Source organism: Streptomyces olivaceus, assembly GCF_000721235.1.
GTDB classification, from domain to species: Bacteria; Actinomycetota; Actinomycetes; order Streptomycetales; family Streptomycetaceae; genus Streptomyces; species Streptomyces olivaceus.
On the sequence record NZ_JOFH01000014.1, the window covers coordinates 192,340 to 218,387 of the forward strand.

Sequence of the window (26,048 nt, forward strand, 5' to 3'; positions counted from 1 at the left end):
CCGTGTCCCCCGCACGGGCTGCCACCTCCGCGTTCCGGGAGTGACCCTTGGCCACGGCTGACACCGCATGCGCTCCGCCGCACACCCTCCCCGTGCAGCCCTGCCCGGCACCGCGGACGCCTCCGGCGCCTCCCTCCACCGAGCAGCCGCCCTCGGCGACGCTCATCGGATCCGTACAGCGGGCGATGCGTCTCCTGGAGTGCGTCGCCGGTCATGAGTGCGGGGCCCCGGCCAAGCAGTTGGCCCGCGAGACCCGGCTGGCGCTGCCCACGGCCTACCATCTGCTGCGCACGCTGGTGCACGAGGGATATCTGCGCCGGGAGAGGGGGCTCTTCTTCCTCGGCGACGCGGCCGAGCGGCTGAGCAGCAACGGGGCCGAGCAGAAACGTCGCAGCACGGTGATCGACGCGCTGGCACGCTGCCGGGACGCGATCGGAGCGCCCGTGTACTACGCCATGTACCGCGACGGCGAGATCGAGATCATGTGCGTCTCCGACACTCCGGGCGCCCCCGCCATCGAGGAGTGGGCGGACTTCCGCGAGACGGGGCACGCGCACGCCGTCGGCCAGTGTCTGCTGTCGCAGCTCGACGAGGAGGCCCGCCGGGACCACCTCGCCCGCTACCCGGTGCGGCCGGTCACGCCGTACACGGTGCGTGACGGCCACAGTCTGCTGAGACGACTGGAACGCGCGCGCCGGATGGCACCGGTGTTCGAGCGCCAGGAGTACGCCCTGGGCGCGGTCTGCGCGGCCGTCCCGATCACCGTCGGCACCACGGCCGCGACCGTGGCCATCTCCCTCCCCCTCCAGCAGGCCGACCGGCTGCTGTCCGCGGCGCGGCAGTTGCAGCACGAGGTGGGCCGGCATCTGGGATCGGTTGCGCTTTCTATCAGTATCTGAAAACTCACTCCTTGTGATCTGGTGTGTACGTTGAGCAAGATGCCACCAGTGTTAGAGGTTTGATTCCCGGCCAGTCGACGGCGAATGACGGGGTATGGCGATGGGCGAGTCCGTGCAGGCAGAGGTCATGATGAGCTTTCTCGTGTCCGAGGAGCTCTCGTTCCGCATCCCGGTGGAGCTGCGCTACGAGACCTCTGATCCCTATGCCGTGCGCCTGACCTTCCATCTGCCCGGAGACGCGCCGGTGACCTGGGCCTTCGGCCGGGAGCTGCTGGTCGACGGCGTGGTCCGGCCCTGTGGTGACGGAGACGTGCGGATCGCACCGGTCGATCCGGAGCCGCTGGCCGAGGTGATGATCCGCCTTCAGGTCGGTTCCGACCAGGCACTGTTCCGTTCCTCGGCGGCCCCGCTGGTGGCGTTCCTCGACCGCACCGACAAGCTGGTGCCGCTGGGGCAGGAGGGCGCGCTCGCCGGCTTCGGCACCCATCTCGACGAGGCTCTGGACCGGATCCTGGCGGAGGAGCAGAGCGCGGGCTGAACCGTTACGTCAGCCCGCCGGCACGGGCACAGGCGTCACGCCTCCCCGGCTGCACCTAGCCTCCCCGGCCGCACCGGGCCTCCCCTGCTACCGGGCGCGTCAGCGCTTGCGGCGGCGGCCCCGCCCGCCCCGTGCGGGCGCTGTCGCACCCGTACCGGCGGCCGGCGCTCCGGCAGTCTCCGCCGCCGGCCGCTCGGCGGGCCGGTCCGCCGACACCACCAGAGCGGCGAGGGCCGTGGTGACCGGCACGGACGCCACCAGGCCGATCGAGCCGACCAGCGTGCGCACGATCTCCTCCGCGACCAGCTCGCTGTTGGCCACGGTGCCCACCCCGCTCTGCGCGATCGAGAACAGGAGCAGCAGCGGCAGCGCCGCGCCCGCGTAGGCGAGGACGAGTGTGTTGACGACCGAGGCGATGTGGTCGCGCCCGATGCGGATGCCCGCGCGGTACAGCCCGCGCCAGCCCATCGTCGGGTTGGCCTCGTGCAGTTCCCACACCGCCGAGGTCTGGGTGACCGTCACGTCGTCGAGGACGCCGAGCGAACCGATGATGACTCCGGCGAGCAGCAGACCGCTCATGTCGATCGACGGATACAGGCCGTGGATGAGGCCGGTGTTGTCGTCGGTGTTGCCGGTGAGCGCGGCCCAGCCGATGAACAGCGACCCGAGCACTCCGATCAGCAACAACGAGATCAGCGTGCCGAGTACGGCCACGGAGGTACGGGCCGACAGCCCGTGGCACAGATACAACGCGATCAGCATGATGGCGCTGGACCCGATGACCGCCACGAGCAGCGGGTTCGAACCCTGCAGGATGGCCGGCAGGATGAAGAAGTTCAGCAGCAGGAAGCTGATGGCCAGGGAGACCAGGGCCATCAGCCCCCGCAGCCGCCCGACGACGACCACGGCGAGCGCGAAGATGCCCGCGAGCAGGGCGAGGGGGAGCCGACGGTTGATGTCGGTCACCGAGTACTGCAGGTCTTTCGGCGCCGAGGGCTCGTAGGCGACCACGACCTTCTGGCCCTCGTGCAACTGCCGTGACTGGTCCGGCTGCACGATCTCCTCGAACGTCCGGCCCTTGTCGTCGCCGGTGTCGACGCGGATCGTCGCGCGCTTGCAGTCGCCGTTCGCCTGTTGCACCGCGGAGGAGCCCTCGGCGGTGGAGGTGTCGCCGGTCGGGGGGACGCCCGAGGCGTTGACGGACTGACAGCTCAGCTCGACCACCTTGGTGACGGTGGCTTGCTGCGTCTGGCGGTCGAAGCCGACGCCGGTGCGCTCGTGCGGCGGTGCGCCCCCCGGCCACAGCACCGCGAGCCCGACCACCACCGCCGCGGCGAACGGGACCAGGACGGCGGCGATGACCTTGCGCAGATGCCGGGACACCGGTGCTGCCGGCCCGTGGCTGTGCGAATGCCCGTGCCCGGGTCCGTCGCCGTGACCGTTGTGGCCGCCGGAGCCGGAGCCGGAGCCGGAGCCGGAGCCCGCACCGTGCCCGTGGCCTGCGTCGTGTCTGCCGTCGTGCGCGCCGTGCGCGTCGACGGGACCGGGGCCGGCTGCACGGCTTTCGCCCGCTTCGGCGTTCGGTCCGTGGCGGGGATCGTGCGGCGGAAAGGGGGGATGCTGCGGTGTGGTCACCGACCGATCATCGCAAGAACGACGGGGGCCCTCTGTTCACCGCGCCCGAAGGGGCGCTAGCGTGGAGGCACGTTTGTACACGCGGGAGCTCGGAGCACCGGGCTGAGAGGGCGCTGACCTCCGTCCCAGCGATGTTTCACGTGGAACATCACCGAAGCCGAGTGATGTATCCCACGGAGCGTCGTCCGACGGAATCCGCTGCGTCGACCGCCGAACCTGTTACCGGGTAATGCCGGCGTAGGGAGTAGGTCTCATGACCAACAAGGACGCACGCACGCCTGCCTCCGCCCAGGAGGGGCCCGCGGAGGCCGGGACGTCCGTCGGCTGGCACAAGGCGTACGTCGAGGGCTCGCGCCCCGATCTGCGGGTGCCGGTCCGTCAGGTGCACCTGACCAACGGGCAGTCGGTCGGGCTGTACGACACTTCGGGCCCGTACACCGATCCGCTCGTCGACACCGACGTCCGCAGGGGGCTGGCCCCGTTGCGGGAGAACTGGATCGTCGCCCGCGGCGACACCGAGGAGTACGCGGGCCGTCCCGTCCGCCCCGAGGACGACGGCATCAAGCACACCGCGCCGCGCGGCGGTCTGCGCAACCTCGACGCCGTCTTCCCCGGCCGGCCGCGTCAGCCGCGCCGGGGCCGGGACGGCCGGGCCGTGACGCAGCTCGCCTACGCCCGCCGGGGCGAGGTCACGCCGGAGATGGAGTACGTGGCCGTACGGGAGAACGTCTCGCCGGAGGTGGTCCGCGAGGAGATCGCGGCCGGCCGTGCGGTCCTGCCCGCCAACGTCAACCATCCCGAGATCGAGCCGATGATCATCGGCAAGCGGTTCCTCGTGAAGGTGAACGCCAACATCGGCAACTCGGCGGTGACGTCGTCCATCGAGGAGGAGGTCGAGAAGATGACCTGGGCGACCCGGTGGGGCGCCGACACGGTCATGGACCTCTCCACCGGCCGCAACATCCACACCACCCGCGAGTGGGTCCTGCGCAACTCCCCCGTTCCCATCGGCACCGTGCCGCTCTACCAGGCACTGGAGAAGGTCGACGGCCGGGCCGAGGAGCTGACCTGGGAGATCTACAAGGACACGGTCGTCGAGCAGGCCGAGCAGGGGGTGGACTACATGACGGTCCACGCGGGCGTGCGGCTGGCCTATGTACCGCTGACCGCGAACCGCAAGACCGGCATCGTCTCCCGCGGCGGCTCGATCATGGCGGCCTGGTGCCTGGCCCACCACCGGGAGTCGTTCCTCTACGAGAACTTCGAGGAACTCTGCGAAATCCTCGCCGCGTACGACGTCACGTACTCCCTCGGCGACGGCCTGCGGCCCGGCTCGATCGCGGACGCCAACGACGAGGCGCAGTTCGCCGAGTTGCGCACTCTTGGGGAACTCAACCGGATCGCGAAGCACCGCAACGTACAGACCATGATCGAGGGCCCGGGACACGTCCCCATGCACAAGATCAAGGAGAACATCGACCTCCAGCAGGAGATCTGCGACGAAGCCCCGTTCTATACGCTCGGCCCGCTGACGACGGACGTGGCGCCGGCGTACGACCACATCACCTCCGGCATCGGTGCCGCGATGATCGCCTGGTGGGGTACGGCCATGCTCTGCTACGTCACGCCCAAGGAGCATCTGGGCCTGCCCAACCGGGACGACGTCAAGACCGGCGTCATCACCTACAAGATCGCCGCTCATGCCGCCGACCTCGCCAAGGGGCACCCAGGTGCGCAGGAGTGGGACGACGCGCTGTCGGACGCCCGCTTCGAGTTCCGGTGGGAGGACCAGTTCAACCTGGCCCTCGACCCGGACACGGCGCGCGAGTTCCACGACGAGACCCTGCCGGCCGAGCCCGCCAAGACGGCCCACTTCTGCTCCATGTGCGGGCCGAAGTTCTGCTCCATGAAGATTTCGCAGGACATCCGCCGGGAGCACGGGGGGAGCAAGGCCGAAATCGAGGAGGGCATGGCCCAGAAGTCGGCCGAGTTCGCCGCCGCCGGCAACCGGGTGTACCTGCCCCTCGCGGACTGAGGTCCCGTCGGGGCACCGCGGTGCGGAGGGAGCGGGTCTCGGGTCCGCTCCCTCCCCGCCCCGGGCTCGTGTCGGCAGACTGGGCGCATGACTGCCACCTCACTGAGCAAGGGCGCCAACCTCGTCGTCGGCGCCGCCGCGGTGCGTGCCGAACTCGTCTGGTCCGCCGGGCCGGGCGTCCCCGGGGTCGACGTGTCCGCGCTGCTGCTCGCCTCGGACGGACGGGTACGGGACGACGGCGACTTCGTCTTCTACAACCAGCCCCGTCACGCGTCCGGCGCCGTGGGGCACCTGGGCAAGCGGGTTGCTCCCGGCGCGGTCCCGGCACACACGACCGACGCCGTCGAGGTGGACCTGCGTTCGGTGGAGCCGGCCGTCGAGCGCATCGTGCTGTGCGCCTCGGCGGACGGCGGGACGTTCGGCCGGGTCCCGGGGCTCTCGTTGCGGTTGCTGGATGCCGGATCCGGCGCCGAGCTGGCGCGGTTCGACATGACGGCCGGGACCGAGGCCGCGCTCGTCGGCGGTGAGCTGTACCGGCGGCAGGGGGCGTGGAAGTTCCGCGCGGTCGGGCAGGGGTACGCGTCCGGGCTCGCGGGGCTCGCCACCGACTTCGGCATCACCGTGGACGACGCTCCCCCGACGCCGACGCCGACGCCGACGCCGACGCCGACGCCGACGCCGACGCCGACGCCGACGCACGCGCCGCCGGCCCCTCCCGTGCCGCCGGCGGCGCCGAGGGTGGCTGCGCCCGAAGGCACTGCCGGGCCGCGGCTGACCAAGGGCGAGGAACGTCTGCCCGTGGACATGCGCAAGCGGCTGTCCCTGCGCAAGGAGCAGGTCGCGGTCAGTCTGAGCAAGCACGGCGCGGCCGGCGTCACCGCGCGCGTCGTCCTCGTACTGGACGCTTCCGGGTCCATGTCCGCCCTCTACGCCAAGGGCGTGGTCGCGGACGTGGTCGAGCGGACGGCGGCCGTGGCGGCGCAGTTGGACGACGACGGCGAGATGCAGGCGTGGGCCTTCGCCTCCAACCCGGCCCGCCTGCCCGACCTGCGCCTGGGCGATCTGCCCGAGTGGCTGCGGCTGCACGTACGCGTGGGGGAGATCAGCCTCTTCCGACGCGGCCGGAAGAAGGGGCTGCACCCCGAGCAGGTGGACATGCGGGCGGTCGGCGTCCAGAACGAGGAGCAGAAGGTGATCGCCGAGGTACGGGCCTACGTCCGGGGCAACCCGGCGCCGGTGCCGACTCTGGTGCTGTTCTTCTCCGACGGCGGCGTGTACCGCAACGCGGAGATCGAGCGGGAGCTGCGGGAGGCGGTCGAGGAGCCGGTCTTCTGGCAGTTCGTCGGGCTCGGGCGCGCGAGCTACGGCGTGCTGGAGCGCTTCGACACCCTGCCCGGCCGCCGCGTGGACAACGTCGGCTTCTTCTCGGTGGACGACATCGGCGCCCTCCCCGACACCGAGTTGTACGACCGCCTGCTGTCCGAGTTCCCGTCCTGGATCACCGCCGCCGGCCGGGCGGGCATCCTGTGATGCGCCGCCCGCCCCGGCCGGTGGCTACTCGGACCGGTGCTCCGGCCCGCCGAAGTCCGGGCTGCTGTAGTCCGGGCTCGAGTAGCGCGGGCGATGGCCCGTCTCGGCGCCCCCGTCGGGGCTGCTGAAGCCCGGACGGCCGTAGCCGAGGTGCGGCATGCGGCTTGCCCGGCCCACGGGCCCCGTCGGGTGCATCGCCGCCGTGTCCGGGTCGCTGAGCGCTTCCCGGAGGAAGGGCAGTATGCCGCGCTCCAGCAGGGCATCCTGCCAGGCCTGCCTCGCCCTGGTCACTTCTTCGTCGAGTGCGCCGTAGAAGCCGGACTCGGCGGAGGGGCGGTTGCGCAGCGCGGTCAGGAGCAGCCCCGTCGCGGCGACGAGGATCGCCACCGCGGTCACGGCGCCGAACACCCATCCCGTGGTGAGCATGGTCTGGGCGAAGGCCTGTCCCGGGTCGAGCATCTTCAGGAGGTACCCGACGAGCAGGAAGATCGCCGCGGCGGTGCCGGCCAGGACGGGGGCCAGGACGGCGACGACGGCGGTGGCGCCCGCGCCGGTCGCCTCGGCCACCTCGCCCACGGTGGCGGCGAGTCCGGCCGCGCCCGTCCCCTGCTCCTCGGAGGCGGATTCGCGGGTGGTGGGCGGGGAGGAGGCGGACGGCGCCGGGTGGCGCAGCTCCTCGCGGACCTTCACGTAGTGCTGGTACTCGGTCGTGGCCGCCGCCGTGATCAGGGCGGTGGCGTTGAGCGCCATGGCGCGTAGTTGTGCGGAGTTGAGCCGCTGACCGACCGCGGCCAGTTCCGGGCGGTGTGGTGCGGAGCGCAGCGCCTCGTCGAGGATCCGCTCGTACTCCTGGCGGTCCTCGTTGGACAGGTGCTGCGGAACGCTGTTCATGTGCATCCCCCGATGCTCCGTAGGGCTTGGGGCTCGCATGCCAACGAGCCGTCGGGCAGAAACGGAGGGGAGCCTGCTACGGATAAGCCGATGGTAGAGCGGTGACGGTGGGTGGTGACAGGGGGTTTCCAGAAATTGGGTGCCCTTCCGTACGGACGCCGCCGCCGAAACACTCATCCGCGAACGGTCAAACCTCCAGCGGAAGTTGCTGAACCAGTAGCTTTCCGGCCATGGTCACGCCGCCGTCCATCGCGATGGCCAGGCCGTCCGCGTAGACGTGGGGTCCTTCGACGGCGGTGCGGGTGTCGTCCTCGCCGTCCTCGGAACCGACTTCGCCCAGCAGGTAGGGGATGGGGCTGTGCCCGTGGACGATCCGGGTGCCGCCGTACGTGTCCAGCAGCGAGCGCACGGCGTCGGCGCCGCCCTCGTCGCGGAAGGAGAACCTCTTGGTGAACTTGCGGAACAGGTCCCACACCTCTTCCGCGTCGTTGCGCGTGATCGTCTCGCGGACGGTGTCGTTGACCTCTTCGATGGACCGGCCGTAGTCGAGGTAGGTGGTGGCGTCCGAGTGGACCAGGAGGTGGTCGTCGACCTCCTCCATGGCGTCGAGGCGGGCCATCCACTGCAGGTGGTGGTCCTGCAGCCGGTCCATGTCGGTCTTCTGGCCGCCGTTCAGCAGCCAGGCCGCCTGGAAGGTGGCCGTGCCCGCACCGGAGTTGACGGGCGTGTCGCCGAACCGCTTGGCGCCGAGCAGCAGCAGTTCGTGGTTGCCCATCAGCGCCTTGCAGTAGCCGCCCGCCGCGGCGGCCTCGGCGGACAGCCGCATCACCAGGTCGATGACGCCGATGCCGTCCGGGCCCCGGTCGGTGAAGTCGCCGAGGAACCACAGGCGGGAGGTGCCCGCGCACCACGCGCCGGCCTCGTCGACGAGGTCCTTCTCCCGCAGAGCGGCGAGCAGTTCGTCGAGGTAGCCGTGCACGTCGCCGACGACGAACAGGGGCCCCTGGCCGGTGGCGGCCTGCTGTGTCCGGGCCGGCTCGGGGTCGACGGGGACCTGGACCGTGTCACCCCGACGGATGATGGGCAGATCCCGCTGGGTGGGCGTGTAGCCCTCGGGAAGGGCCTCCTCGGCCCCCTCCTCGGCGGGAGGCGCGGTCTCGCCCTCCTGCGTGCCGGAGCCGGCGTACGGAGCGGCCTCGTGGACGTACGCGGGCACCCGGAAGTCGCGCACTGTCGCCGTCCGTTCCACCTCGGGTCCCTGACCGGCCCCCTGAGTCATCGACCCCTCCACCATCCGCCGCATCTGCACCGCTTCGGACTGCCTGGTCGCAGCGGCCCGCGGTGTGTGGGCCCATCATAGGAATGCGGATCGCGCCGTGTGACGACCCAGGGGTGGTGAATCGGAACAGGACCCCCGTTCACCGCGGCTTTCGCCCCGATTGGGCCCGGCTTCGCCGGTCCGCGATTCTTCCCCGGCCGTACTCCGCGACCTCTTCCCGACCGTACTCCGCGCGCTCGGGCCGGCCGTGCTCGGCACGTCCCGGGTCTCCACCGCGCCGCGTTTCGGCCGTGCCGGTGCCGCTTTCGCGGCCCCGGTGGTCCCCGTCGCTCCGGCCGGCCGGTGTCCGCAGCGGCGGGCCGGGGCGTGTCCGGCGGATCACGCCGCGGCCGTTCACTGCGGAGCCCCGGGTCCCGGCTGCCGGTGCGCCGTCCCTCCGGATCGCCCTCCGCGCGGTGACTCCCCCGGCCGGGCCGGGGGCTCCCTAGTCGCTCTCCGGTGACCGCGGCGGACTGACCGTGGTCCGGGGCGAACGCCGTTGCGACGACGTGCGCACGATCAGTTCGGTCGGTATCACCTGCTCGACCGGCCGGTCCGAGTGCAACCCCTCGATCGCGTCGATGAGGACGTGGACCACCGCCGTGCCGATGCGGCGGGGTTTCAGCGAGAGGGTGGTGACGGGCGGCTCGGTGCTGGCGTACACCGTGGACTCGCTGCAGCAGACCAGCAGGAGATCCTCGGGGACGCGCAGACCGTAGCGGCGGGCGGCGGCGAGCAGGTCCGTGCCGTTCGGGTCGAACAGTCCGTACACGGCGTCAGGCCGGTCGGGGCGGGCGAGCAGCCGGTCGGCGGCGACCGCGCCCGCGCACGGGTCGTGGGCCGGGTAGGCCTCGTAGACGGGGTCCTGGCCGACGCGCTCGCACCAGCGCAGGTAGGCGGTGGTCGACAGATGGGTGTACGTGTCGGTCGTGGTGCCGGTGAGCAGGCCGATCCTGCGTGCGCCCGCGTCGGCGAGGTGGTCGAGGATGCCCAGTACGGCGGCCTCGTGGTCGTTGTCGACCCAGGCGGTGACGGGCAGCGAGCCGGCCGGGCGGCCATCGGAGACGACCGGTAATCCCTGGCGGACCAGTTCGCTGACCACCGGGTCGTGGTCCGAGGGGTCGATGACGACCGTCCCGTCGAGCGCGACGTTGGACCACACGTCGTGGCGGGAGGTCGCCGGGAGGATGACGAGCGCGTAGCCGCGGGCGAGCGCGGCGGACGTGGCGGCGCGCGCCATCTCGGCGAAGTACGCGAACTCGGTGAAGGTGAAAGGTTCATCCCCGTACGTCGTCACGGTCAGGCCGATGAGTCCGGACTTGCCGGTGCGGAGTGTGCGGGCGGCGGCCGAGGGCCGGTAGCCCAGGCGGTCGGCGACCTCGCGCACATGGCGCCGGGTTGCGTCCGGGAGTCTGCCCTTGCCGTTGAGGGCGTCGGAGACGGTAGTGATGGATACTCCGGCGGCGGCGGCCACGTCCCTGATGCCCGCCCGACCCGGCCGGCTGCCTCGACGTGAGGTTTCCGCGCGGCTCACCTGGTGCTTCCCTGCTGCTGTCATGGCGAGCCGATAGTAGGGCTCATGGGGTGGGGTAGGGCGGACGCATATGCACGCGTTGACAGTCACGTTTCTGCATGATCATTAACGTCTAACGTACTTGAAAAACAAGGAGGTTGGGGCCACAGACCCCGATACCTGACGTGTCGACCGGGGAAGGCCTGCCGCGTGGCGGATGTTGCGAAGAGGTCTCAACTCACCTGCACGAGGGATGCGCGCCACGGCGCAAGCCACCGGCGCGTAGATATATGTGCGGCGCGCCCCCCGAATCGTGCGCCTTCGTACCTTGATGCACCTGATGCCAGTGTGGCAAAGCAGGGTCCGGCTTCGGTCGGGCCGGTGGCCGGGACTCGGCCGGACTGGTGACCGGGACTCGGTCCGACCGGTGGCCGGACTCCGCGGGACCGGTGGCAAGCGGCACGGCAGGGCCCCGGCCGGAAGGAGGCCGGCCTCACCTGTACGCAGCAGCGGTGAATCCTCATAAGGTGAGAAGTATTCGATGCCGGTGGTGGTCACGAGGAGGACTGCGGTGAGTGAGACGAGCCCCAAGCTGCGCGCCGAGCTGGAGGGGATCCCCACCTACAAGCCGGGCAAGCCCGCCGCGGCCGACGGTCCGGTGGCCTACAAGCTGTCCTCCAACGAGAATCCCTATCCGCCCCTGCCCGGTGTCATGGAGACGGTGACGGCCGCCGCGGCCTCCTTCAACCGGTACCCGGACCTGGCCTGTACGTCCTTGACGAGCGAGCTGTCGGACCGCTTCGGCGTCCCCCTCTCCCACCTGGCCACCGGCACCGGGTCGGTCGGTGTGGCCCAGCAGCTGGTCCAGGCGACCTCCGGGCCCGGCGACGAGGTGATCTACGCCTGGCGGTCCTTCGAGGCGTACCCGATCGTCACCCGGATCAGCGGCGCGACCCCGGTGCAGGTGCCGCTGACGCCGGGTGACGTGCACGACCTGGACGCGATGGCGGACGCGATCACCGACCGGACCCGGTTGATCTTCGTCTGCAATCCCAACAACCCGACCGGCACGGTGGTCCGGCGGGCCGAGCTGGAACGTTTCCTTGACCGGGTGCCGAGCGACGTTCTGGTGGTCCTGGACGAGGCCTACCGCGAGTTCATCCGCGACCCCGAGGTGCCGGACGGCTGCGAGCTGTACCGAGAGCGACCCAACGTCTGCGTCCTGCGCACCTTCTCCAAGGCCTACGGCCTGGCCGGCCTGCGGGTCGGGTTCGCGATCGCCCACGAGCCCGTGGCGGCCGCGCTGCGCAAGACGGCGGTGCCCTTCGGGGTCAGCCAGATCGCGCAGGAGGCGGCCGTCGCGTCGTTGCGGGCCGAGGACGAGCTGATCGGCCGGGTCGGCTCGCTGGTGTGCGAGCGCACGCGCGTGGTCGACGCGCTCCGCTCCCAGGGCTGGACGGTTCCGGAGACCCAGGCCAACTTCGTCTGGCTGCGGCTGGGGGAGAGCACGGTCGCCTTCGCGGACGCCTGCGAGCGGGCCGGTGCGGTCGTCCGGCCGTTCCCGGGCGAGGGGGTGCGGGTCACGGTCGGGGAGAGCGAGGCGAACGACATCTTCCTGAGGGCGGCGAAGGAGTTCCGCAAGGAGCTGTAGCGGAGCCGAAGGCAGCCCCGGGACCGGGTTCACACGCCCTGCGGCGCGGGGTTCTCACGCCCGGGGACCGGGTTCACAGCGCGGGACGGCACGTGCCGTCCCGCGCTGTCGCATGTCTGTGGGGCGGGACCGCCGCGAAGGGGGTTGACATCACAGGGGACCCCCCTTCCGGTGTCGAAAAGCAGTAGGTCATAATTGCTTGTGAATGTGAACGCGTTCACAAGCGTGTCCCGATTGCGCCTGTGTTGGGTGTGACGAACACGCGCAAACTGCCGCCGGGTGCGGCGGTGTGGTGAAGTGAGGAGAGTGACGACGTGGACATGGCTCTGGCGCCGGAGACGCTGGCGCGCTGGCAGTTCGGCATCACGACCGTCTACCACTTCCTGTTCGTCCCGCTGACGATCTCGCTGGCCGCCCTCACGGCCGGACTGCAGACCGCCTGGGTCCGCACGGAGAAGGAGAAGTACCTCAGGGCGACCAAGTTCTGGGGCAAGCTCTTCCTGATCAACATCGCGATGGGCGTCGTCACCGGCATCGTGCAGGAGTTCCAGTTCGGCATGAACTGGTCCGACTACTCCCGCTTCGTCGGCGACGTCTTCGGTGCTCCGCTCGCCTTCGAGGCGCTGATCGCCTTCTTCTTCGAGTCCACCTTCATCGGCCTGTGGATCTTCGGCTGGGACAAGCTGCCCAAGAAGATCCACCTGGCCTGCATCTGGATGGTCTCGCTCGGCACTCTGCTGTCGGCCTACTTCATCCTGGCGGCCAACTCCTGGATGCAGCATCCCGTCGGCTACCGGATCAACGAGGAGAAGGGCCGCGCCGAACTCACCGACTTCTGGCAGGTCCTCACCCAGAACACCACCCTCAACCAGGTCTTCCACAGCTTCTCGGCGGCCTTCCTCACGGGTGGCGCCTTCATGGTCGGCATCGCCGCCTTCCACCTGATGCGCAAGAAGCACATCCCGGTGATGCGGACCTCGCTGAGGCTCGGCCTCGTCACCCTGGCGGTCGGCGGCCTGCTCACGGCGGTCAGCGGCGACACCCTCGGCAAGGTCATGTACGAACAGCAGCCGATGAAGATGGCCGCCGCCGAGGCCCTCTGGGACGGCGAGGAGCCGGCGCCCTTCTCCGTCTTCGCCTACGGCGACGTCGACAAGGGGCACAACGATGTCGCCCTGGAGATCCCCGGCCTGCTGTCCTTCCTGGCGCACAGCGACTTCGAGTCCTACGTCCCGGGCATCCACGACACCAACAAGGCACTCCAGGAGCAGTTCGGGCCCGGTGACTACAAGCCCATCGTCCCCGTCGCCTACTGGGGCTTCCGCTGGATGATCGGCTTCGGCATGGCGTCCTTCTCCCTCGGACTCCTCGGCCTGTGGCTGACGCGGAAGCGGTTCCTGCTGCCGCCCGCCCAGCGCACCGGGGAGGACGAGGTCCCGCACCTGGTGCTGCTGAAGAGGCCGCTCGGGGCGAGGCTCTCCCGGATGTACTGGCTGCTGGCGCTGTGGACCATGGCGTTCCCGCTGATCGCCAACGCCTGGGGCTGGATCTTCACCGAGATGGGCCGGCAGCCCTGGGTGGTCTACGGCGTGATGCAGACACGGGACGCGGTCTCCCCCGGCGTCTCCACGGCCGAGGTCATCACCTCGATGTCCGTGTTCACCCTGCTGTACGCCGTGCTGGCCGTCATCGAGGTCAGGCTGCTCGCCAAGTACGTCAAGGCGGGCCCGCCCGAGCTGACGGAGGACGACCTCAACCCGCCCACGAAGATCGGCGGCGACCTCCGTGACGCCGACAAGCCGATGGCCTTCTCGTACTAGGCCGAGGGGAGCTGCACAGTCATGGAACTGCACGACGTCTGGTTCGTTCTGATCGCCGTCCTGTGGACCGGCTACTTCTTCCTGGAGGGCTTCGACTTCGGAGTCGGTGTGCTCACCAAGCTGCTCGCCCGGGACCGGGCCGAGAAGCGGGTGCTGATCAACACCATCGGCCCCGTGTGGGACGGCAACGAGGTCTGGCTGCTCACGGCGGGCGGCGCGACCTTCGCCGCCTTCCCCGAGTGGTACGCCACGCTCTTCTCCGGGTTCTACCTGCCGCTGCTGGTCATCCTCGTCTGCCTGATCGTCCGGGGGGTCGCCTTCGAGTACCGGGTGAAGCGGCCCGAGGACCGGTGGCAGCGCAACTGGGAGACCGCGATCTTCTGGACCTCGCTGATCCCCGCGTTCCTCTGGGGCGTGGCGTTCGGCAACATCGTCCACGGCGTGAAGATCGACCGGGACCTGGAGTACGTCGGGTCCGTCCTGGACCTGCTCAACCCGTACGCGCTGCTCGGCGGCCTGGTCACGCTGACGCTGTTCACGTTCCACGGGACGGTGTTCACCGCGCTCAAGACCGTCGGTGAGATCCGTGAACGGGCGCGGACCCTGGCACTGCGGGTCGGTCTGGTCACGGCCGTGCTGGCCCTCGTCTTCCTGCTCTGGACGCAGGTCGACAACGGGGACGCCAAGAGCCTGGTCGCCCTGGTGGTGGCCGTCGCCGCGCTGGGCGCCGCGCTGACGGCGAACCGGGCCGGGCGTGAGGGCTGGTCGTTCGCCCTGTCCGGCGTCACCATCGTGGCCGCCGTGGCGATGCTCTTCCTGACGCTCTTCCCGAACGTCATGCCGTCCACGCTGGACCCGGGCTGGAGCCTCACCGTCACCAACGCCTCGTCCAGTCCCTACACGCTGAAGATCATGACCTGGCTGGCCGTGATCGCCACGCCGGTCGTCCTGCTCTACCAGGGCTGGACGTACTGGGTGTTCCGCAAGCGCATCGGCACCCAGCACCTCGCCGAAGCCGCGCACTGAGTCCTGGGCGGCGTTCCGGCGTTTCACGTGAAACGCCGGAACGCGCCTCATCGGACAGGGAGGCATGTTTCACGTGAAACCCATCGATCCACGTCTTCTGCGGTACGCCCGTGCCACCCGGCTCTTCCTGGCGGCCGTCGTCGCTCTGGGCGCCGCCGGGGCCGGACTGCTCGTAGCCCAGGCGATGCTCGTCGCCGAGGTGGTGGTGGGCGCCTTCCAGCAGGACATGACGGCGGCCGGACTGCGCACTCCCCTGCTGCTGTTGGTGGCCGTGGCCTGCGGCCGGGCACTGGTCGGCTGGCTCACCGAGCTGGCCGCGCACCGGGCGAGCGCGGCGGTGAAGTCGGAGCTGCGGGGCCGGCTGCTGGAGCGGGCCACCGCGCTCGGTCCCGGCGGGCGGGCGGGCCTGCCGACCGGCTCGCTGGTCGCCCTGGCCACCCGGGGCGTCGACGCCCTCGACGACTACTTCTCGCGCTACCTGCCTCAGCTGGGCCTCGCGGTGGTCGTTCCGGTGGCGGTGCTCGCCCGCGTCGTCACCGAGGACTGGGTGTCGGCGGCGATCATCGTCGGGACGCTGCCGCTCATCCCGGTCTTCATGGTGCTGATCGGCTGGGCCACCCAGTCCCGGATGGACCGGCAGTGGCGGCTGCTCTCCCGGCTGTCCGGGCACTTCCTGGACGTGGTCGCGGGACTGCCGACGCTGAAGGTGTTCGGCCGGGCCAAGGCGCAGGCGGAGTCGATCAAGCGCATCACGGGCGCATACCGGCAGGCGACCATGCGGACCCTGCGGATCGCCTTCCTGTCCTCGTTCGCCCTCGAACTGCTCGCCACGCTGTCCGTGGCGCTCGTCGCCGTCACCATAGGCATGCGGCTCGTGCACGGGGACATGGCCCTGTACGACGGCCTGGTCGTGCTGATCCTCGCCCCCGAGGCCTATCTGCCCCTGCGCCAGGTGGGTGCCCAGTACCACGCGGCGGCCGAGGGGCTCGCCGCCGCCGAGGAGATCTTCTCGGTACTGGAGCGGCCCGTCCCGGCGTCGGGCACCGGCCCGGTTCCGGCGGACGGCTCCCTGTCCTTCGAGGGTGTCACCGTCCGATATCCCGGGCGTACGGCGGACGCCGTCACCGGGGCGAGCTTCACCGTCGAGCCCGGAGAGACGGTGGCGCTCGTCGGACCGAGCGGGGCGGGCAAGTCCACGCTGCTCGGCGCCCTCCTGGGCTTCGTGGCCCCGTCCGGGGGACGCGTCCGGGTCGGCGGCGCCGATCTCTCCTCGCTCGACTTGGCCCAGTGGCACGCCCGGGTCGCCTGGGTGCCGCAGCACCCTCACCTCTACGCCGGCACCATCGACGAGAACGTGCGGCTGGCCCGGCCCGACGCCGACGGCCCCGCCGTACGCCGGGCGCTGCGGGACGCGGGCGCGCTGGAGTTCGTGGACGCGCTGCCCGAGGGCGCGGCGACCGTGCTCGGGGAGGACGGCGCCGGGCTCTCCGCCGGGCAGCGGCAACGGCTCGCGCTGGCCCGGGCCTTCCTCGCGGACCGTCCGGTGCTGTTGCTCGACGAGCCGACGGCGGCCCTGGACGGTGCCACCGAGGCCGAGGTGGTGGCCGCGGTGCGCAGGCTGGCGGAGGGGCGGACGGTGCTGCTCGTGGTGCACCGCCCGGCGCTGCTCGAGGTGGCCGACCGGGTGGTGCGGCTGCCGGAGCAGGCCGCGGCGACGCCCTCCGGCGGCGCCGGGCCGGCCACCGCCGGGCAGGCCCCCGCGGTCTCCGCGCCGGTTCCCCTCGCCGATGCGGACCCCTCGGCGGGGCCGGCGGACTCGACGGGGGCGGTGCGGGCCCGGGGTGGCGTCCTCACCAGGGTGCGTGCCATGTCCGCGGTCCGGCGCGGGCGGCTCGGTCTGGGGCTGCTGCTCAGCAGTCTGGCTCTGGGCAGCGCCGTGGGCCTGATGGCCACTTCCGGGTACCTCATCTCGCGGGCCTCCGAGCAGCCGCCGGTGCTGTACCTGATGGTTGCCGTGACCGCGACGCGCGCCTTCGGCATCGGGCGGGCGGTGTTCCGTTACGCCGAGCGGCTCGTGTCGCACGACGCCGTGCTGCGGATGCTGGCCGACACCCGGGTCGCCGTGTACCGGCGGCTGGAGCGGGTGGCACCCGCGGGGCTGCACCGCAGCCGCCGGGGCGACCTGTTGTCCCGCCTCGTCGCGGACGTGGACGCGTTGCAGGACTACTGGCTTCGCTGGCTGCTGCCCGCGGGCGCCGCGGTGCTCGTCTCGGCCGCGTCGGTCGGATTCACTGCCTGGCTGCTGCCGGCGGCCGGTGCGGTGCTCGCCGCCGGCCTGCTGGCCGCCGGGGCGGGAGTCCCGCTGGTCACGGGGGCCGTGGCGCGACGGGCCGAGCGCAGGCTGGCGCCCGCTCGGGGCGTGCTCGCCACCCGGGTGACCGACCTGCTCACCGGAACCGCCGAGCTGACCGTGGCCGGTGCCCTGCCCGAGCGGACCGCCGGGGCACGCCGGGCCGACGGCGTCCTCACCCGGATCGCCGCACGAGCCGCCGCGGCCACCGCGCTCGGCGACGGACTCACCGCGCTGGTCTCGGGTTTGACGGTGGCGGGCGCCTCCCTGGTCGGCGTCCAGGCGGTCGCGGACGGCCGGCTCGCCGGCGTCGCCCTGGCCGTCGTCGTACTGACCCCACTGGCCGCCTTCGAGGCCGTACTCGGGCTGCCGCTCGCCGTGCAGTACCGGCAGCGCGTGCGCAGGAGCGCCGAGCGCGTGTACGAGGTGCTCGACGCGAGTGCGGAGGTCCGGGAGCCGGAAACGCCCCGGCAGGCGCCCGCCTCGCCGTTCCCCGTGGTCCTCCGGGGACTCGCCGCACGGCATCCGGGGCAGGCCCGGGACGCCCTGGCAGGAGTGGACCTGACGCTGACGCGAGGACGCCGCGTCGCCGTCGTCGGACCCTCCGGCTCCGGCAAGACGACGCTGGCCCAGGTGCTGCTGCGTTTCCTCGATCCGGATGCGGGCTCCTGCACCCTGGCCGGTGTGGACGCCCGCGCCCTGGCCGGTGACGACGTGCGGCGGCTCGTCGGGCTGTGCGCCCAGGACGCCCACCTCTTCGACAGCTCGGTGCGTGAGAATCTGCTGCTGGCCAGGAAGGACGCCACGGAGGGCGAGGTGCGCGACGTGCTCGCGCGGGCCCGGCTCCTCGACTGGGCCGACAGCCTGCCCGACGGCCTGGACACCCTGGTCGGCGAGCACGGGGCCCGGCTGTCCGGCGGTCAGCGCCAACGCCTTGCCCTGGCCAGGGCCCTGCTCGCCGACTTCCCCGTGCTCGTGCTCGACGAGCCCGCCGAGCATCTCGACCTGCCGACCGCCGACGCGCTCACGGCCGATCTGCTGGCCGCCACCGAGGGCCGCACGACCCTGCTGATCACGCACCGGCTGGCGGGTCTGCGGGCCGTGGACGAGGTGGTCGTGCTGGACCGGGGCCGAGTCGTACAGCGAGGTCCGTACGCGGAGCTGGCGGCCGTACCGGGGCCGCTGAGGGACATGGCCGAGCGGGAGGCGGCGGCGGAGACGCCGGCGGGCGTCGGCTGACCGGCCGCAGCCCGCCCTGCTTCACGAGATGCTCCTGAATCCGACTTTCCCTATCAAAAGGTGCTCATTAGGCTCTGGGTATGGCCCCGGTCCCGCCTCCCGGTCCGCCGTCGCTCCCCGAGGGGGCCTCGGCCGAGTTCCTGGCGCGGGTGCCGAAACTGCTGGACGCGATGCGCTCCGTCGGTGGCGGACGGGAGCTGCGCTCCACGCTGAGCCGGATCTGCGAGACGGCCGCCGACCTCACCGGAGCCCGCTGCGCGGCGCTCGGCGTACTCGACGAGGACGGCGACGGGCTGGCCGACTTCGTCCACCACGGGCTCGACGAGGCGACCGCTCGGCGCGCCGGCCACCTGCCCGGCGGACGCAAGGGCCTGCTCGGGGCCCTCGTCACCGACCCGGAGCCGGTCCGGTCCACCGGCCCGCCGGGGAACCCGGGCGCGGGCGGCTCCCCCGAGCACCGGCCTCCGACGCGGAGCTTCCTCGGCGTGCCCGTCAAGGCGCGGGGGCAGACGTTTGGCCATCTCTACCTGACCGGCAAGCACGCGGCAGAGCCGTTCAACGACTACGACCTCGCCATGGTCCGGGTCCTGGCCACGGAGGCGGGCCTCGCCATCGGCAACGTGCGCCTGCACGAGGCCGCCCAGCAGCGGGAACGCTGGATCGACGGGTCGGTCGCCGTCACCACCGCGCTGCTGGCCGGCGGCGACACCGACGACGCCCTCCAGGAGGTCGCCGAGCAGGCACGCCGGCTCTCCGGAGCGGCCGCCGGGATCGTGCTGCTGCCGGCGGACGGGGGCGGCCTGGAGATCGCGGCCGTCGCCGCACCCCACCGTACGAACTCCCTCGGCGTGGTCATTCCGCCGGAGAACGGCATCGTGGCCGAACTCCTCTCCGGGCGCCCGCTGTTCGTGGACGACGCGGCCACCGACCCGCGGCTGGAGGCCGGTCCGGTGCGCGCCTACGGGCCGATCATGCTGCTGCCGCTGTGCCGGGACGGGCGGGTCCTCGGCGGCCTCGTCATGCCCCGGGCGCGGGGAGAACGGCCGTTCACGCGCACGGAGCGCGCGCTCGGTCACCAGTTCGCCTCGCAGGCCGCGCTGGCGCTGACCATGGCCGACGCCCAGCGCGACCGCGAACGGCTGGCCGTGTTCGAGGACCGGGACCGGATCGCCAGGGACCTGCACGACCTCGTCATCCAGCGGCTGTTCGCCACGGGGATGATGCTGGGGAGCGCTCAGCGCAGGGCGGCCGTGCCCGAGGTGCGCGACGGAGTCGGCGACGCCGTGGACGAGCTCGACGTCACCATCCAGGAGATCCGCTCGGCGATCTTCGCGCTCCAGCAGCCCGCCGAGGCGCCGGCCGGTCTGCGCACCCGCGTGCTGCGGGAGATCAGCATGGCCGCCGTGCCGCTGGGCTTCACACCCTCGCACCGTTTCACCGGCCCGGTCGACACCGCGGTCGGGGACCTGACCGGCAAGAACCTGATCGCCGCGCTGCGCGAGACCCTGTCCAACGCCTTCCGGCACGCCCACGCCACCAGGATCGAGGTGGCCGTGGACGCGACGGCGGTGCTGCCGGACGGTCGGCGGGGTGTCCGGCTGACCGTCTCGGACGACGGTGTCGGCGTTCCCGAGGGTGGCCGGCGCAGCGGTCTGCACAATCTGCGGCGCCGTGCCGAGAGCGTGGGAGGGGCCAGCCGTCTCGGTCCCGGCATCGCGGCGGACGGCGGCGGCACGACGGTGCAGTGGGAGGCACCCTACTGAGCGGTGGCAGCGTCCGTTGCCCCGTGTGCAGCAGCCGGGCTGCCCCGTGTGCAGCAACAGGTCACCCATACGCACGACGTGGACGAGACCGTGTGCCCTCTCTGGGTCCACGATCACTGACATGCGCTCAACCCGCCGCCACCCGCTGCTCGTTCCGGCACTGCTGTGCGCACTCGCCGTCCTGGCGGCCCGTCCCGCCGACGGGGACGGCGGGCCAGGTGCGACTCCCGGACCGCAGGTGGCGCGGCTGTACGAGGAAGCGGCCGACACGACCCGGCAGTACGAACAGGGCCGGCGCGAGGCCGAGGCGCAGCGGTCGAAGGCGTTGGAGTACGAGAAGCGGCTGGACCGGGAGCGACGGAAGATCGACGCCATGCACGAGGACCTGGGCCGGATCGCCCGTGCCCAGTACCGCGGTACCGAAGGGCTGCCCCTCACCGCGCGGGTGCTCCTCTCCGACAGCCCGGAAGAACTGCTGCGCGGCCAGCGGGTCGTCTCCCGGGCCAACCTGGCCGTGAACCGGGCCATCGGCAGGAGCCTGCGGGCGCAGGACCGGCTCGCCGCCGACGAGGCCCGGGCACAGGCGGCCTGGCAGGGGCTGGAGAAGCGCAACGCCGAGCTGGCGAAGCTCAAGAAGAAGATCGAGGGCAAGCTGGCGGCGGCGCGTGCGCGCCTGCAGGGAGCGGCGGACGCCTCCGTCACGGCCGGCTCGTGCCCCGGCGCGGTCCGCCTCGACCAGCCGGACGGGCCCGCCGGCGGGCCCTGGGTGGCACCGGTGGAGACGTACGAGTTGTCGGCGTCCTTCGGCAGCGGTGGTTCGCGGTGGGCGCACCGGCACACCGGCCAGGACTTCGCGGTGCCGGTGGGTACACCCGTGCGGTCGGTCGGCACGGGCCGGGTGGCGCGGGTGTCCTGCGGTGGTGCCTTCGGCATCCAGGTGGTCGTCCAGCACGCGGGCGGCTACTACACGCAGTACGCCCATCTCTCGGCGGTCGCCGTCGACCAGGGCGACCGGGTGGAAGCCGGTCGGTGGATCGGCCAGTCGGGCAGCACCGGCAACTCCACCGGACCCCACCTGCACTTCGAGGTCCGGGTCACGCCCGACACGGGTTCGGCGCTGGATCCGGTGCCGTGGCTGTCGCAGCGCGGGGTGCCGCTCTGACGTTCCTCGCCGACGGCTGCGGAGGGCGGGCTCAGGGCAGCTGCGCCAGCATCTGCTCGATCACGACGGCGACGCCGTCGTCGTTGTTGGCGACCGTCTGCCCCGAAGCGGCGGCGACCACGTCCGGGTGCGCGTTGCCCATCGCGTACGACCGGCCCGCCCAGGTGAGCATCTCCACGTCGTTCGGCATGTCGCCGAACGCGACGACCTCGTCGTGGGAGATGCCGCGCTCGGCGCAGCAGAGGGCGAGCGTACTGGCCTTGGAGACGTCCGGGCCGCTGATCTCCAGCAGGGCGCCGGGGCTGGAGCGGGTGACGTTGGCGCGGTCGCCGACGGCGAGGCGGGCCAGCGTCAGGAAGCCGTCCGGGTCCAGCTCGGGGTGGAAGGCGAGGATCTTCAGGACCGGCTCGGTGGTCCCTCGGCCGTCCGGCGCCAGGAGCTCCTCGGCGGGCAGGAGGTCGTCGGGGACCTCCAGGTGCATCTTCGGGTAGGCGGGCTCCTGGTGGAAGCCGTAGGTCTGCTCGACCGCGTAGACCGTGCCGGGTGCCGCCTCGCGCAGCAGCCGTACGGCGTCCAGCGCGTTCTCCCTCGGCAGTTCGCGGACCTTCACGAACCGGTGCGCGTCCGGGCCGCCGTGCAGGTCGACGACGGCTGCGCCGTTGCCGCAGATGGCGAGGCCGTGCCCGTGGACATGGGCGCTGACGACGTCCATCCAGCGGGCGGGACGGCCCGTGACGAAGAAGACCTCGATGCCCGCCTGCTCCGCGGCGGCCAGCGCGGCGACCGTACGCGGGGAGACCGACTTGTCGTCGCGCAGCAGCGTGCCGTCGAGGTCGGTGGCGATCAGCCGCGGGCGAGTGGCGGCGGCCGGGGGCTCGGGCTGTCGGGTCGCTGAGGTCACCCGGTCATTGTCACGCATATGCGTGCACGACCGTGCACCGGTCCGCACATATGTGAGCTACGGCTCTCACATCCCCAACTGGGCGGGAGCCTCCATGGCGATCCGCTCGAAGATCTTCTCGTCCGCCGTGAAGTCCGAGTCGGCGATCGGCCAGTGCACCGCCAACTCGGTGAACCCCAGTTCCCGGTGCCGGCCGGCGAAGTCCACGAACGCGTCCACGGACTCCAGCGGACGACCGCGGTCCGGGGTGAAGCCGGTGAGCAGAACCCGGTCCAGTTCGCCCACGTCGCGGCCGATGGCGGCGCAGGCGTCGGCCAGCCGGTCGCCCTGGTCCCGCAGCGCCCGGTCCGACTGCTCGGGGGTGCCGCTCTCGTACAGCTTCGGGTCACCGGTGGTCACCCATGCCTGTCCGTACCGTGCGGCGAGCCGCAGCCCGCGCGGGCCGGTCGCGGCCACCGCGAACGGCAGCCGGGGCCGCTGCACGCACCCCGGGATGTTGCGTGCCTCGTGCGCCGAGTAGAAGTCGCCCTCGTACGAGACGGCGTCCTCCGTCAGCAGACGGTCGAGCAGGGGCAGGAACTCGGCGAACCGGTCGGCACGCTCCCGCGGAGTCCAGGGCTCCTGGCCGAGCGCGGTGGCGTCGAAGCCCGTGCCGCCCGCGCCTATGCCGAGGGTGACGCGGCCGCCGGAGATGTCGTCGAGGGAGATGAGCTCCTTGGCGAGCGTCACCGGGTGGCGGAAATTGGGGGAGGTCACCAGAGTGCCGAGCCGCAGCCGCTCGGTGACGGCCGCCGCGGCGGTGAGCGTCGGCACGGCGCCGAACCACGGGCCGTCGCGGAAACTCCGCCAGGACAGGTGGTCGTAGGTGTACGCGGTGTGGAAACCGAGCTGCTCGGCTCGCGCCCAGGGCGTACGGCCGCCCTCGTGCCAGCGGCGGTACGGGAGGATCACGGTGCTCAGACGCAGACTCATGCTCTTGACCCTAAGCGGCGCCGGCCACGGTTTCACGTGAAACAGCCGGTGGTGTCACCGCGGGCGGCGCCTCGCGCCGGCTCTCGTGACGGCGTTCGTTCTCGACGTCGACTCCGTGGCACCGGTCGTGTGACGTCAGTGCCCGGAGGGGAAGCGGAGGTAGCGCGGTGGCACGGCCGCCGTCAGCCAGACCCCGTTCGCGCTGACGCGGAAGACGAGGCCGTCGCGGTGCATGGTGGCGGCGTCCACCGGCAGCACGACCGGTCGGCCGCGGCGCGCGCCGACCCGGGTCGCAGTCTCGCGGTCCGGGGAGAGGTGCACGTCGTGCCGGTTCATCGGCCGCAGCCCCTCGGCCCGGATCGCGTCCAGGTGCCGGGACACGGTCCCGTGGTAGAGGTACGGCGGCGGCGCGGCCGCGGGCAGCGCGAGGTCCACCTCGATGCTGTGGCCCTGGTTGGCACGGATGCGGCTGCCCCGGATCGCGAAGCGCCGTTTGTCGTTGGTGGCGACCACGTGGTCGAGTTCGGCCCGGGTGAAACGGAAGCCGTGTGCGGCCGCCGCGGCGATGAGCGTGTCGATCTCGACCCAGCCGGCCGCGTCCGGCGTCAGGCCGATGAGGTCCGGTCGATGGCGCAGGTGCTTCGACAGGTACTTGGACACCTTCACAGCGCGTCTGTCGCCCGTGCCATGGCCCGTGTCGCCCGTGCGATCCGTGTCGTCCACTTGGTGCTGGTGCATGGGCATCAGCCTGCCGAAAGAGACACGCGTCACGCGAACGATTTCACCGGCCAGGTTTGATCCACAGTCAAGTCGGGTTATCCACAGGCTGGTTGGGTGTTCCTGTGGAAACTAGAGCGGCGGCTTCACCCGGGCGAGCCGCCTCAACACCCCCGGAGCGAGCCGGGACATGAGACGTGCCCCGCGTGCCTCGGGCGTCACCGGGACCACCGCCCTGTTGCGCACGACGGCCTCCAGGACGGCGTCGGCCACCTTCTCCGGCGGGTAGTTGCGCATCCCGTACAGGCGCGCGGTGCGCCGCCGCAGCCGCTTCTCCTCGTCGGGGTCGACGCCCGTGAAGTGCGCGGTCGTGGTGATGCGGGTGTTGACGAGGCCGGGGCAGATCGCGGTGACCCCGATGCCCTGTCCGGCCAGCTCGGCGCGCAGGCACTCGCTCAGCATCAGCACGGCCGCCTTGGAGGTGCCGTAGGCGGGCAGCGCCCGGGAGGGCTGGAAGGCCGCCGCGGAGGCCGTGTTGACGATGTGGCCGCCCTGCCCGCGCTCCGCCATCTGCCTGCCGAAGAGGCGGCAGCCGTGGATCACGCCCCACAGATTGACGTCGAGGACCTTTCTCCAGTCCTCGGGGGTGGTGTCGAAGAAGGAGCCCGACAGGCCGATCCCGGCGTTGTTCACCAGCACGTCGACCACGCCGTACTCGGCGGCCACCCTGGCCGCCAGCGCCTCCATGGCCGTCTCGTCGGAGACGTCGACGGTCTCCGCCCAGGCCGCCGACGCGCCGATCAGCCGGGACAGCTCCGCGGTGCGAGCGGCGGCCTCGGCGTCCCGGTCGACGGCCACCACGCGCGCGCCCGCCTCGGCGAACGCGAGCGCCGTGGACCGGCCGATGCCGTTGCCGGCGCCGGTGACCAGCACCAGCTGCCCGCCGAAGCGGTCGGCGTACTTCCCGCTCGCCGCGGCTGCGGGGCTTCCGTTCTCGACGGCGGTGACGAACTCCGTGATCCAGCCGGCCAGCCGGTCCGGCCGGGTGCGGGGCACCCAGTGCCCGGCGGGCAGCGTGCGCCGGGTCAGCCGCGGCGCCCACGCCTCGAGTCCGTCGTAGAGCCGCTCGGAGAGATAGGGGTCGCCGAGGGGCGTGATGAGCTGCACGGGGGCGTGCGCGTACGCGTCCGCGCGCGGGTGGCGCAGCCGGGCCCGCACGTTGTCCCGGTACAGCCACGCCCCGTGCGCCGCGTCCGTCGGCAGGGACGCGGTCGGGTAGTCGCCGCGGGGCACCCGCTCGACGCGTTCCAGGATGCGCGGCCAGTGCCTGCCGAGCGGGCCGCGCCAGGCCAGCTCGGGGAGTACGGGCGTGTGCAGCAGGTAGACGTACCAGGACTTGGCGCCCTGGCCGAGGAACTGTCCGACCCGGCGCGGGGTGGGACGCCGCAGACGTTCGTTGATCCAGTGCCCGAAGTGGTCGAGGGAAGGGCCGGACATCGAGGTGAAGGAGGCGATGCGGCCCTCGGTACGCCCGACCGTGACGAACTCCCACGACTGCACCGAGCCCCAGTCGTGGCCGACCAGGTGCACCGGGCGGCCGGGACTGACCGCGTCCGCCACGGCGAGGAAGTCGTCCGTCAGCTTCCGCAGCGTGAACCCGCCGCGCAGCGGGCTCGGCGCGGTGGACCGGCCGTGGCCCCGCACGTCGTAGAGGACGACATGGAAGCGCTCCGCGAGACGGACGGCCACCTCGGACCAGACCTCCTTGCTGTCCGGATAGCCGTGCACGAGCACGACGGTGGGCTGTCGCGGGTCGCCCAGCTCGGCCACGCACAGTTCGACCCCGCCCGTGCGCACCCGGCGCTCGCGCGCCCCGTCCAGCGCCGTCATGCCGCCCCCGTTCCACCGTCCCGGCCGGTCCGCGCCGTCCGGGCCACTCGCTCGTCACATGTCGCCGCCGAATCTCCCAGCTGTTAGACCCGACGTCAACAGTGCCGGGAGGGCGGTACCGCGGCCCCTTCCGTGGCTCTCAGGTACGGCATCCCCTACGGGCCCGTACTACTCCAGACTGACCCGAAGACGGCTCTG

Annotated in this window: 18 protein-coding genes; 10 read left to right on the plus strand and 8 right to left on the minus strand. The window is 71.9% G+C overall.

What is annotated here, in order from left to right; genetic code table 11:
• The first annotated feature begins 164 nt into the window (after positions 1-164).
• Both IG94_RS0116835 and IG94_RS0116840 read left to right on the plus strand, forming a co-directional pair.
• Positions 165-899, plus strand: coding sequence for an IclR family transcriptional regulator (locus IG94_RS0116835; RefSeq protein WP_282916619.1), 735 nt, complete (start codon positions 165-167; stop codon positions 897-899).
• A gap of 100 nt (positions 900-999) precedes the next feature.
• Positions 1,000-1,437, plus strand: coding sequence for an SsgA family sporulation/cell division regulator (locus tag IG94_RS0116840; RefSeq protein WP_031036673.1), 438 nt, complete (start codon positions 1,000-1,002; stop codon positions 1,435-1,437).
• A gap of 99 nt (positions 1,438-1,536) precedes the next feature.
• Here IG94_RS0116840 and IG94_RS0116845 read toward each other — a convergent pair whose 3' ends face one another.
• A complete protein-coding gene (locus IG94_RS0116845; protein WP_031036675.1) occupies positions 1,537-3,072 on the minus strand; it encodes a YibE/F family protein in 1,536 nt (511 codons plus the stop codon).
• Positions 3,073-3,325: 253 nt separating this feature from the next.
• On the opposite strand from IG94_RS0116845, the gene thiC reads away from it, so the two are divergent.
• Positions 3,326-5,107, plus strand: coding sequence for a phosphomethylpyrimidine synthase ThiC (gene thiC, locus IG94_RS0116850; RefSeq protein ID WP_031036677.1), 1,782 nt, complete (start codon positions 3,326-3,328; stop codon positions 5,105-5,107).
• Between the two features lie 87 nt (positions 5,108-5,194).
• On the plus strand, positions 5,195-6,637 hold the full coding sequence (locus tag IG94_RS0116855) for a VWA domain-containing protein (protein WP_031036681.1): 1,443 nt from the start codon (positions 5,195-5,197) through the stop codon (positions 6,635-6,637).
• 24 nt (positions 6,638-6,661) lie between these two features.
• Here IG94_RS0116855 and IG94_RS0116860 read toward each other — a convergent pair whose 3' ends face one another.
• The 3 genes from IG94_RS0116860 to IG94_RS0116870 form a co-directional block, all read right to left on the minus strand.
• Entirely contained in the window at positions 6,662-7,534 is an 873-nt protein-coding gene (locus tag IG94_RS0116860; RefSeq protein WP_031036685.1) for a membrane protein, read from the minus strand.
• 181 nt (positions 7,535-7,715) lie between these two features.
• Positions 7,716-8,822: a Ser/Thr/Tyr protein phosphatase SppA gene (gene sppA, locus IG94_RS0116865; protein WP_107060593.1), complete on the minus strand. Its 1,107-nt coding sequence runs from the start codon at positions 8,820-8,822 to the stop codon at positions 7,716-7,718.
• A 469-nt stretch (positions 8,823-9,291) separates the two neighbouring features.
• Positions 9,292-10,404, minus strand: coding sequence for a LacI family DNA-binding transcriptional regulator (locus IG94_RS0116870; protein WP_078535773.1), 1,113 nt, complete (start codon positions 10,402-10,404; stop codon positions 9,292-9,294).
• 526 nt (positions 10,405-10,930) lie between these two features.
• Between IG94_RS0116870 and hisC the strand changes: the two genes are divergently transcribed.
• The 6 genes from hisC (at position 10,931) to IG94_RS0116900 (ending at position 21,370) form a co-directional block, all read left to right on the plus strand.
• Complete coding sequence (gene hisC / locus IG94_RS0116875; protein ID WP_031036696.1) at positions 10,931-12,010, plus strand: histidinol-phosphate transaminase; 1,080 nt, start codon at positions 10,931-10,933, stop codon at positions 12,008-12,010.
• 314 nt (positions 12,011-12,324) lie between these two features.
• Positions 12,325-13,830: a cytochrome ubiquinol oxidase subunit I gene (locus IG94_RS0116880; protein ID WP_031036701.1), complete on the plus strand. Its 1,506-nt coding sequence runs from the start codon at positions 12,325-12,327 to the stop codon at positions 13,828-13,830.
• Positions 13,831-13,851: 21 nt separating this feature from the next.
• Complete coding sequence (cydB, locus tag IG94_RS0116885; protein ID WP_031036704.1) at positions 13,852-14,856, plus strand: cytochrome d ubiquinol oxidase subunit II; 1,005 nt, start codon at positions 13,852-13,854, stop codon at positions 14,854-14,856.
• Between the two features lie 73 nt (positions 14,857-14,929).
• The gene (gene cydD, locus IG94_RS0116890; RefSeq protein ID WP_031036707.1) at positions 14,930-18,445 is read left to right on the plus strand and encodes a thiol reductant ABC exporter subunit CydD; all 3,516 of its coding nucleotides are present in this window, start codon (positions 14,930-14,932) and stop codon (positions 18,443-18,445) included.
• Positions 18,446-18,525: 80 nt separating this feature from the next.
• Positions 18,526-20,208 (plus strand): sensor histidine kinase, encoded by a 1,683-nt coding sequence (locus IG94_RS0116895; protein ID WP_031036711.1) that lies wholly within the window; start codon positions 18,526-18,528, stop codon positions 20,206-20,208.
• Between the two features lie 121 nt (positions 20,209-20,329).
• The gene (locus IG94_RS0116900) at positions 20,330-21,370 is read left to right on the plus strand and encodes a M23 family metallopeptidase (RefSeq protein WP_031036714.1); all 1,041 of its coding nucleotides are present in this window, start codon (positions 20,330-20,332) and stop codon (positions 21,368-21,370) included.
• A gap of 31 nt (positions 21,371-21,401) precedes the next feature.
• Here IG94_RS0116900 and IG94_RS0116905 read toward each other — a convergent pair whose 3' ends face one another.
• The 4 genes from IG94_RS0116905 to IG94_RS0116920 form a co-directional block, all read right to left on the minus strand.
• Positions 21,402-22,289, minus strand: coding sequence for an HAD family hydrolase (locus IG94_RS0116905; protein ID WP_031036717.1), 888 nt, complete (start codon positions 22,287-22,289; stop codon positions 21,402-21,404).
• Between the two features lie 48 nt (positions 22,290-22,337).
• Complete coding sequence (locus IG94_RS0116910; RefSeq protein WP_031036720.1) at positions 22,338-23,243, minus strand: LLM class flavin-dependent oxidoreductase; 906 nt, start codon at positions 23,241-23,243, stop codon at positions 22,338-22,340.
• Positions 23,244-23,378: 135 nt separating this feature from the next.
• Positions 23,379-23,981 (minus strand): RNA 2'-phosphotransferase, encoded by a 603-nt coding sequence (locus IG94_RS0116915; RefSeq protein ID WP_043483799.1) that lies wholly within the window; start codon positions 23,979-23,981, stop codon positions 23,379-23,381.
• Between the two features lie 111 nt (positions 23,982-24,092).
• The gene (locus IG94_RS0116920) at positions 24,093-25,850 is read right to left on the minus strand and encodes an SDR family oxidoreductase (protein WP_031036727.1); all 1,758 of its coding nucleotides are present in this window, start codon (positions 25,848-25,850) and stop codon (positions 24,093-24,095) included.
• Positions 25,851-26,048 lie beyond the last annotated feature (198 nt).

Bases quoted from the DNA above. Each gene is read 5' to 3' on its own strand.
- IG94_RS0116855 (WP_031036681.1), top strand. From the start codon at position 5,195: ATGACTGCCACCTCACTGAGCAAGGGCGCCAACCTCGTCGTCGGCGCC.
- IG94_RS0116910 (WP_031036720.1), bottom strand. From the start codon at position 23,243: ATGAGTCTGCGTCTGAGCACCGTGATCCTCCCGTACCGCCGCTGGCAC.
- IG94_RS0116915 (WP_043483799.1), bottom strand. From the start codon at position 23,981: ATGCACCAGCACCAAGTGGACGACACGGATCGCACGGGCGACACGGGC.
- IG94_RS0116900 (WP_031036714.1), top strand. From the start codon at position 20,330: ATGCGCTCAACCCGCCGCCACCCGCTGCTCGTTCCGGCACTGCTGTGC.
- sppA (WP_107060593.1), bottom strand. From the start codon at position 8,822: ATGGTGGAGGGGTCGATGACTCAGGGGGCCGGTCAGGGACCCGAGGTG.
- thiC (WP_031036677.1), top strand. From the start codon at position 3,326: ATGACCAACAAGGACGCACGCACGCCTGCCTCCGCCCAGGAGGGGCCC.
- IG94_RS0116870 (WP_078535773.1), bottom strand. From the start codon at position 10,404: ATGACAGCAGCAGGGAAGCACCAGGTGAGCCGCGCGGAAACCTCACGT.
- cydB (WP_031036704.1), top strand. From the start codon at position 13,852: ATGGAACTGCACGACGTCTGGTTCGTTCTGATCGCCGTCCTGTGGACC.
- IG94_RS0116840 (WP_031036673.1), top strand. From the start codon at position 1,000: ATGGGCGAGTCCGTGCAGGCAGAGGTCATGATGAGCTTTCTCGTGTCC.
- IG94_RS0116860 (WP_031036685.1), bottom strand. From the start codon at position 7,534: ATGCACATGAACAGCGTTCCGCAGCACCTGTCCAACGAGGACCGCCAG.
- IG94_RS0116920 (WP_031036727.1), bottom strand. From the start codon at position 25,850: ATGACGGCGCTGGACGGGGCGCGCGAGCGCCGGGTGCGCACGGGCGGG.
- IG94_RS0116895 (WP_031036711.1), top strand. From the start codon at position 18,526: ATGGCCCCGGTCCCGCCTCCCGGTCCGCCGTCGCTCCCCGAGGGGGCC.
- IG94_RS0116905 (WP_031036717.1), bottom strand. From the start codon at position 22,289: ATGCGTGACAATGACCGGGTGACCTCAGCGACCCGACAGCCCGAGCCC.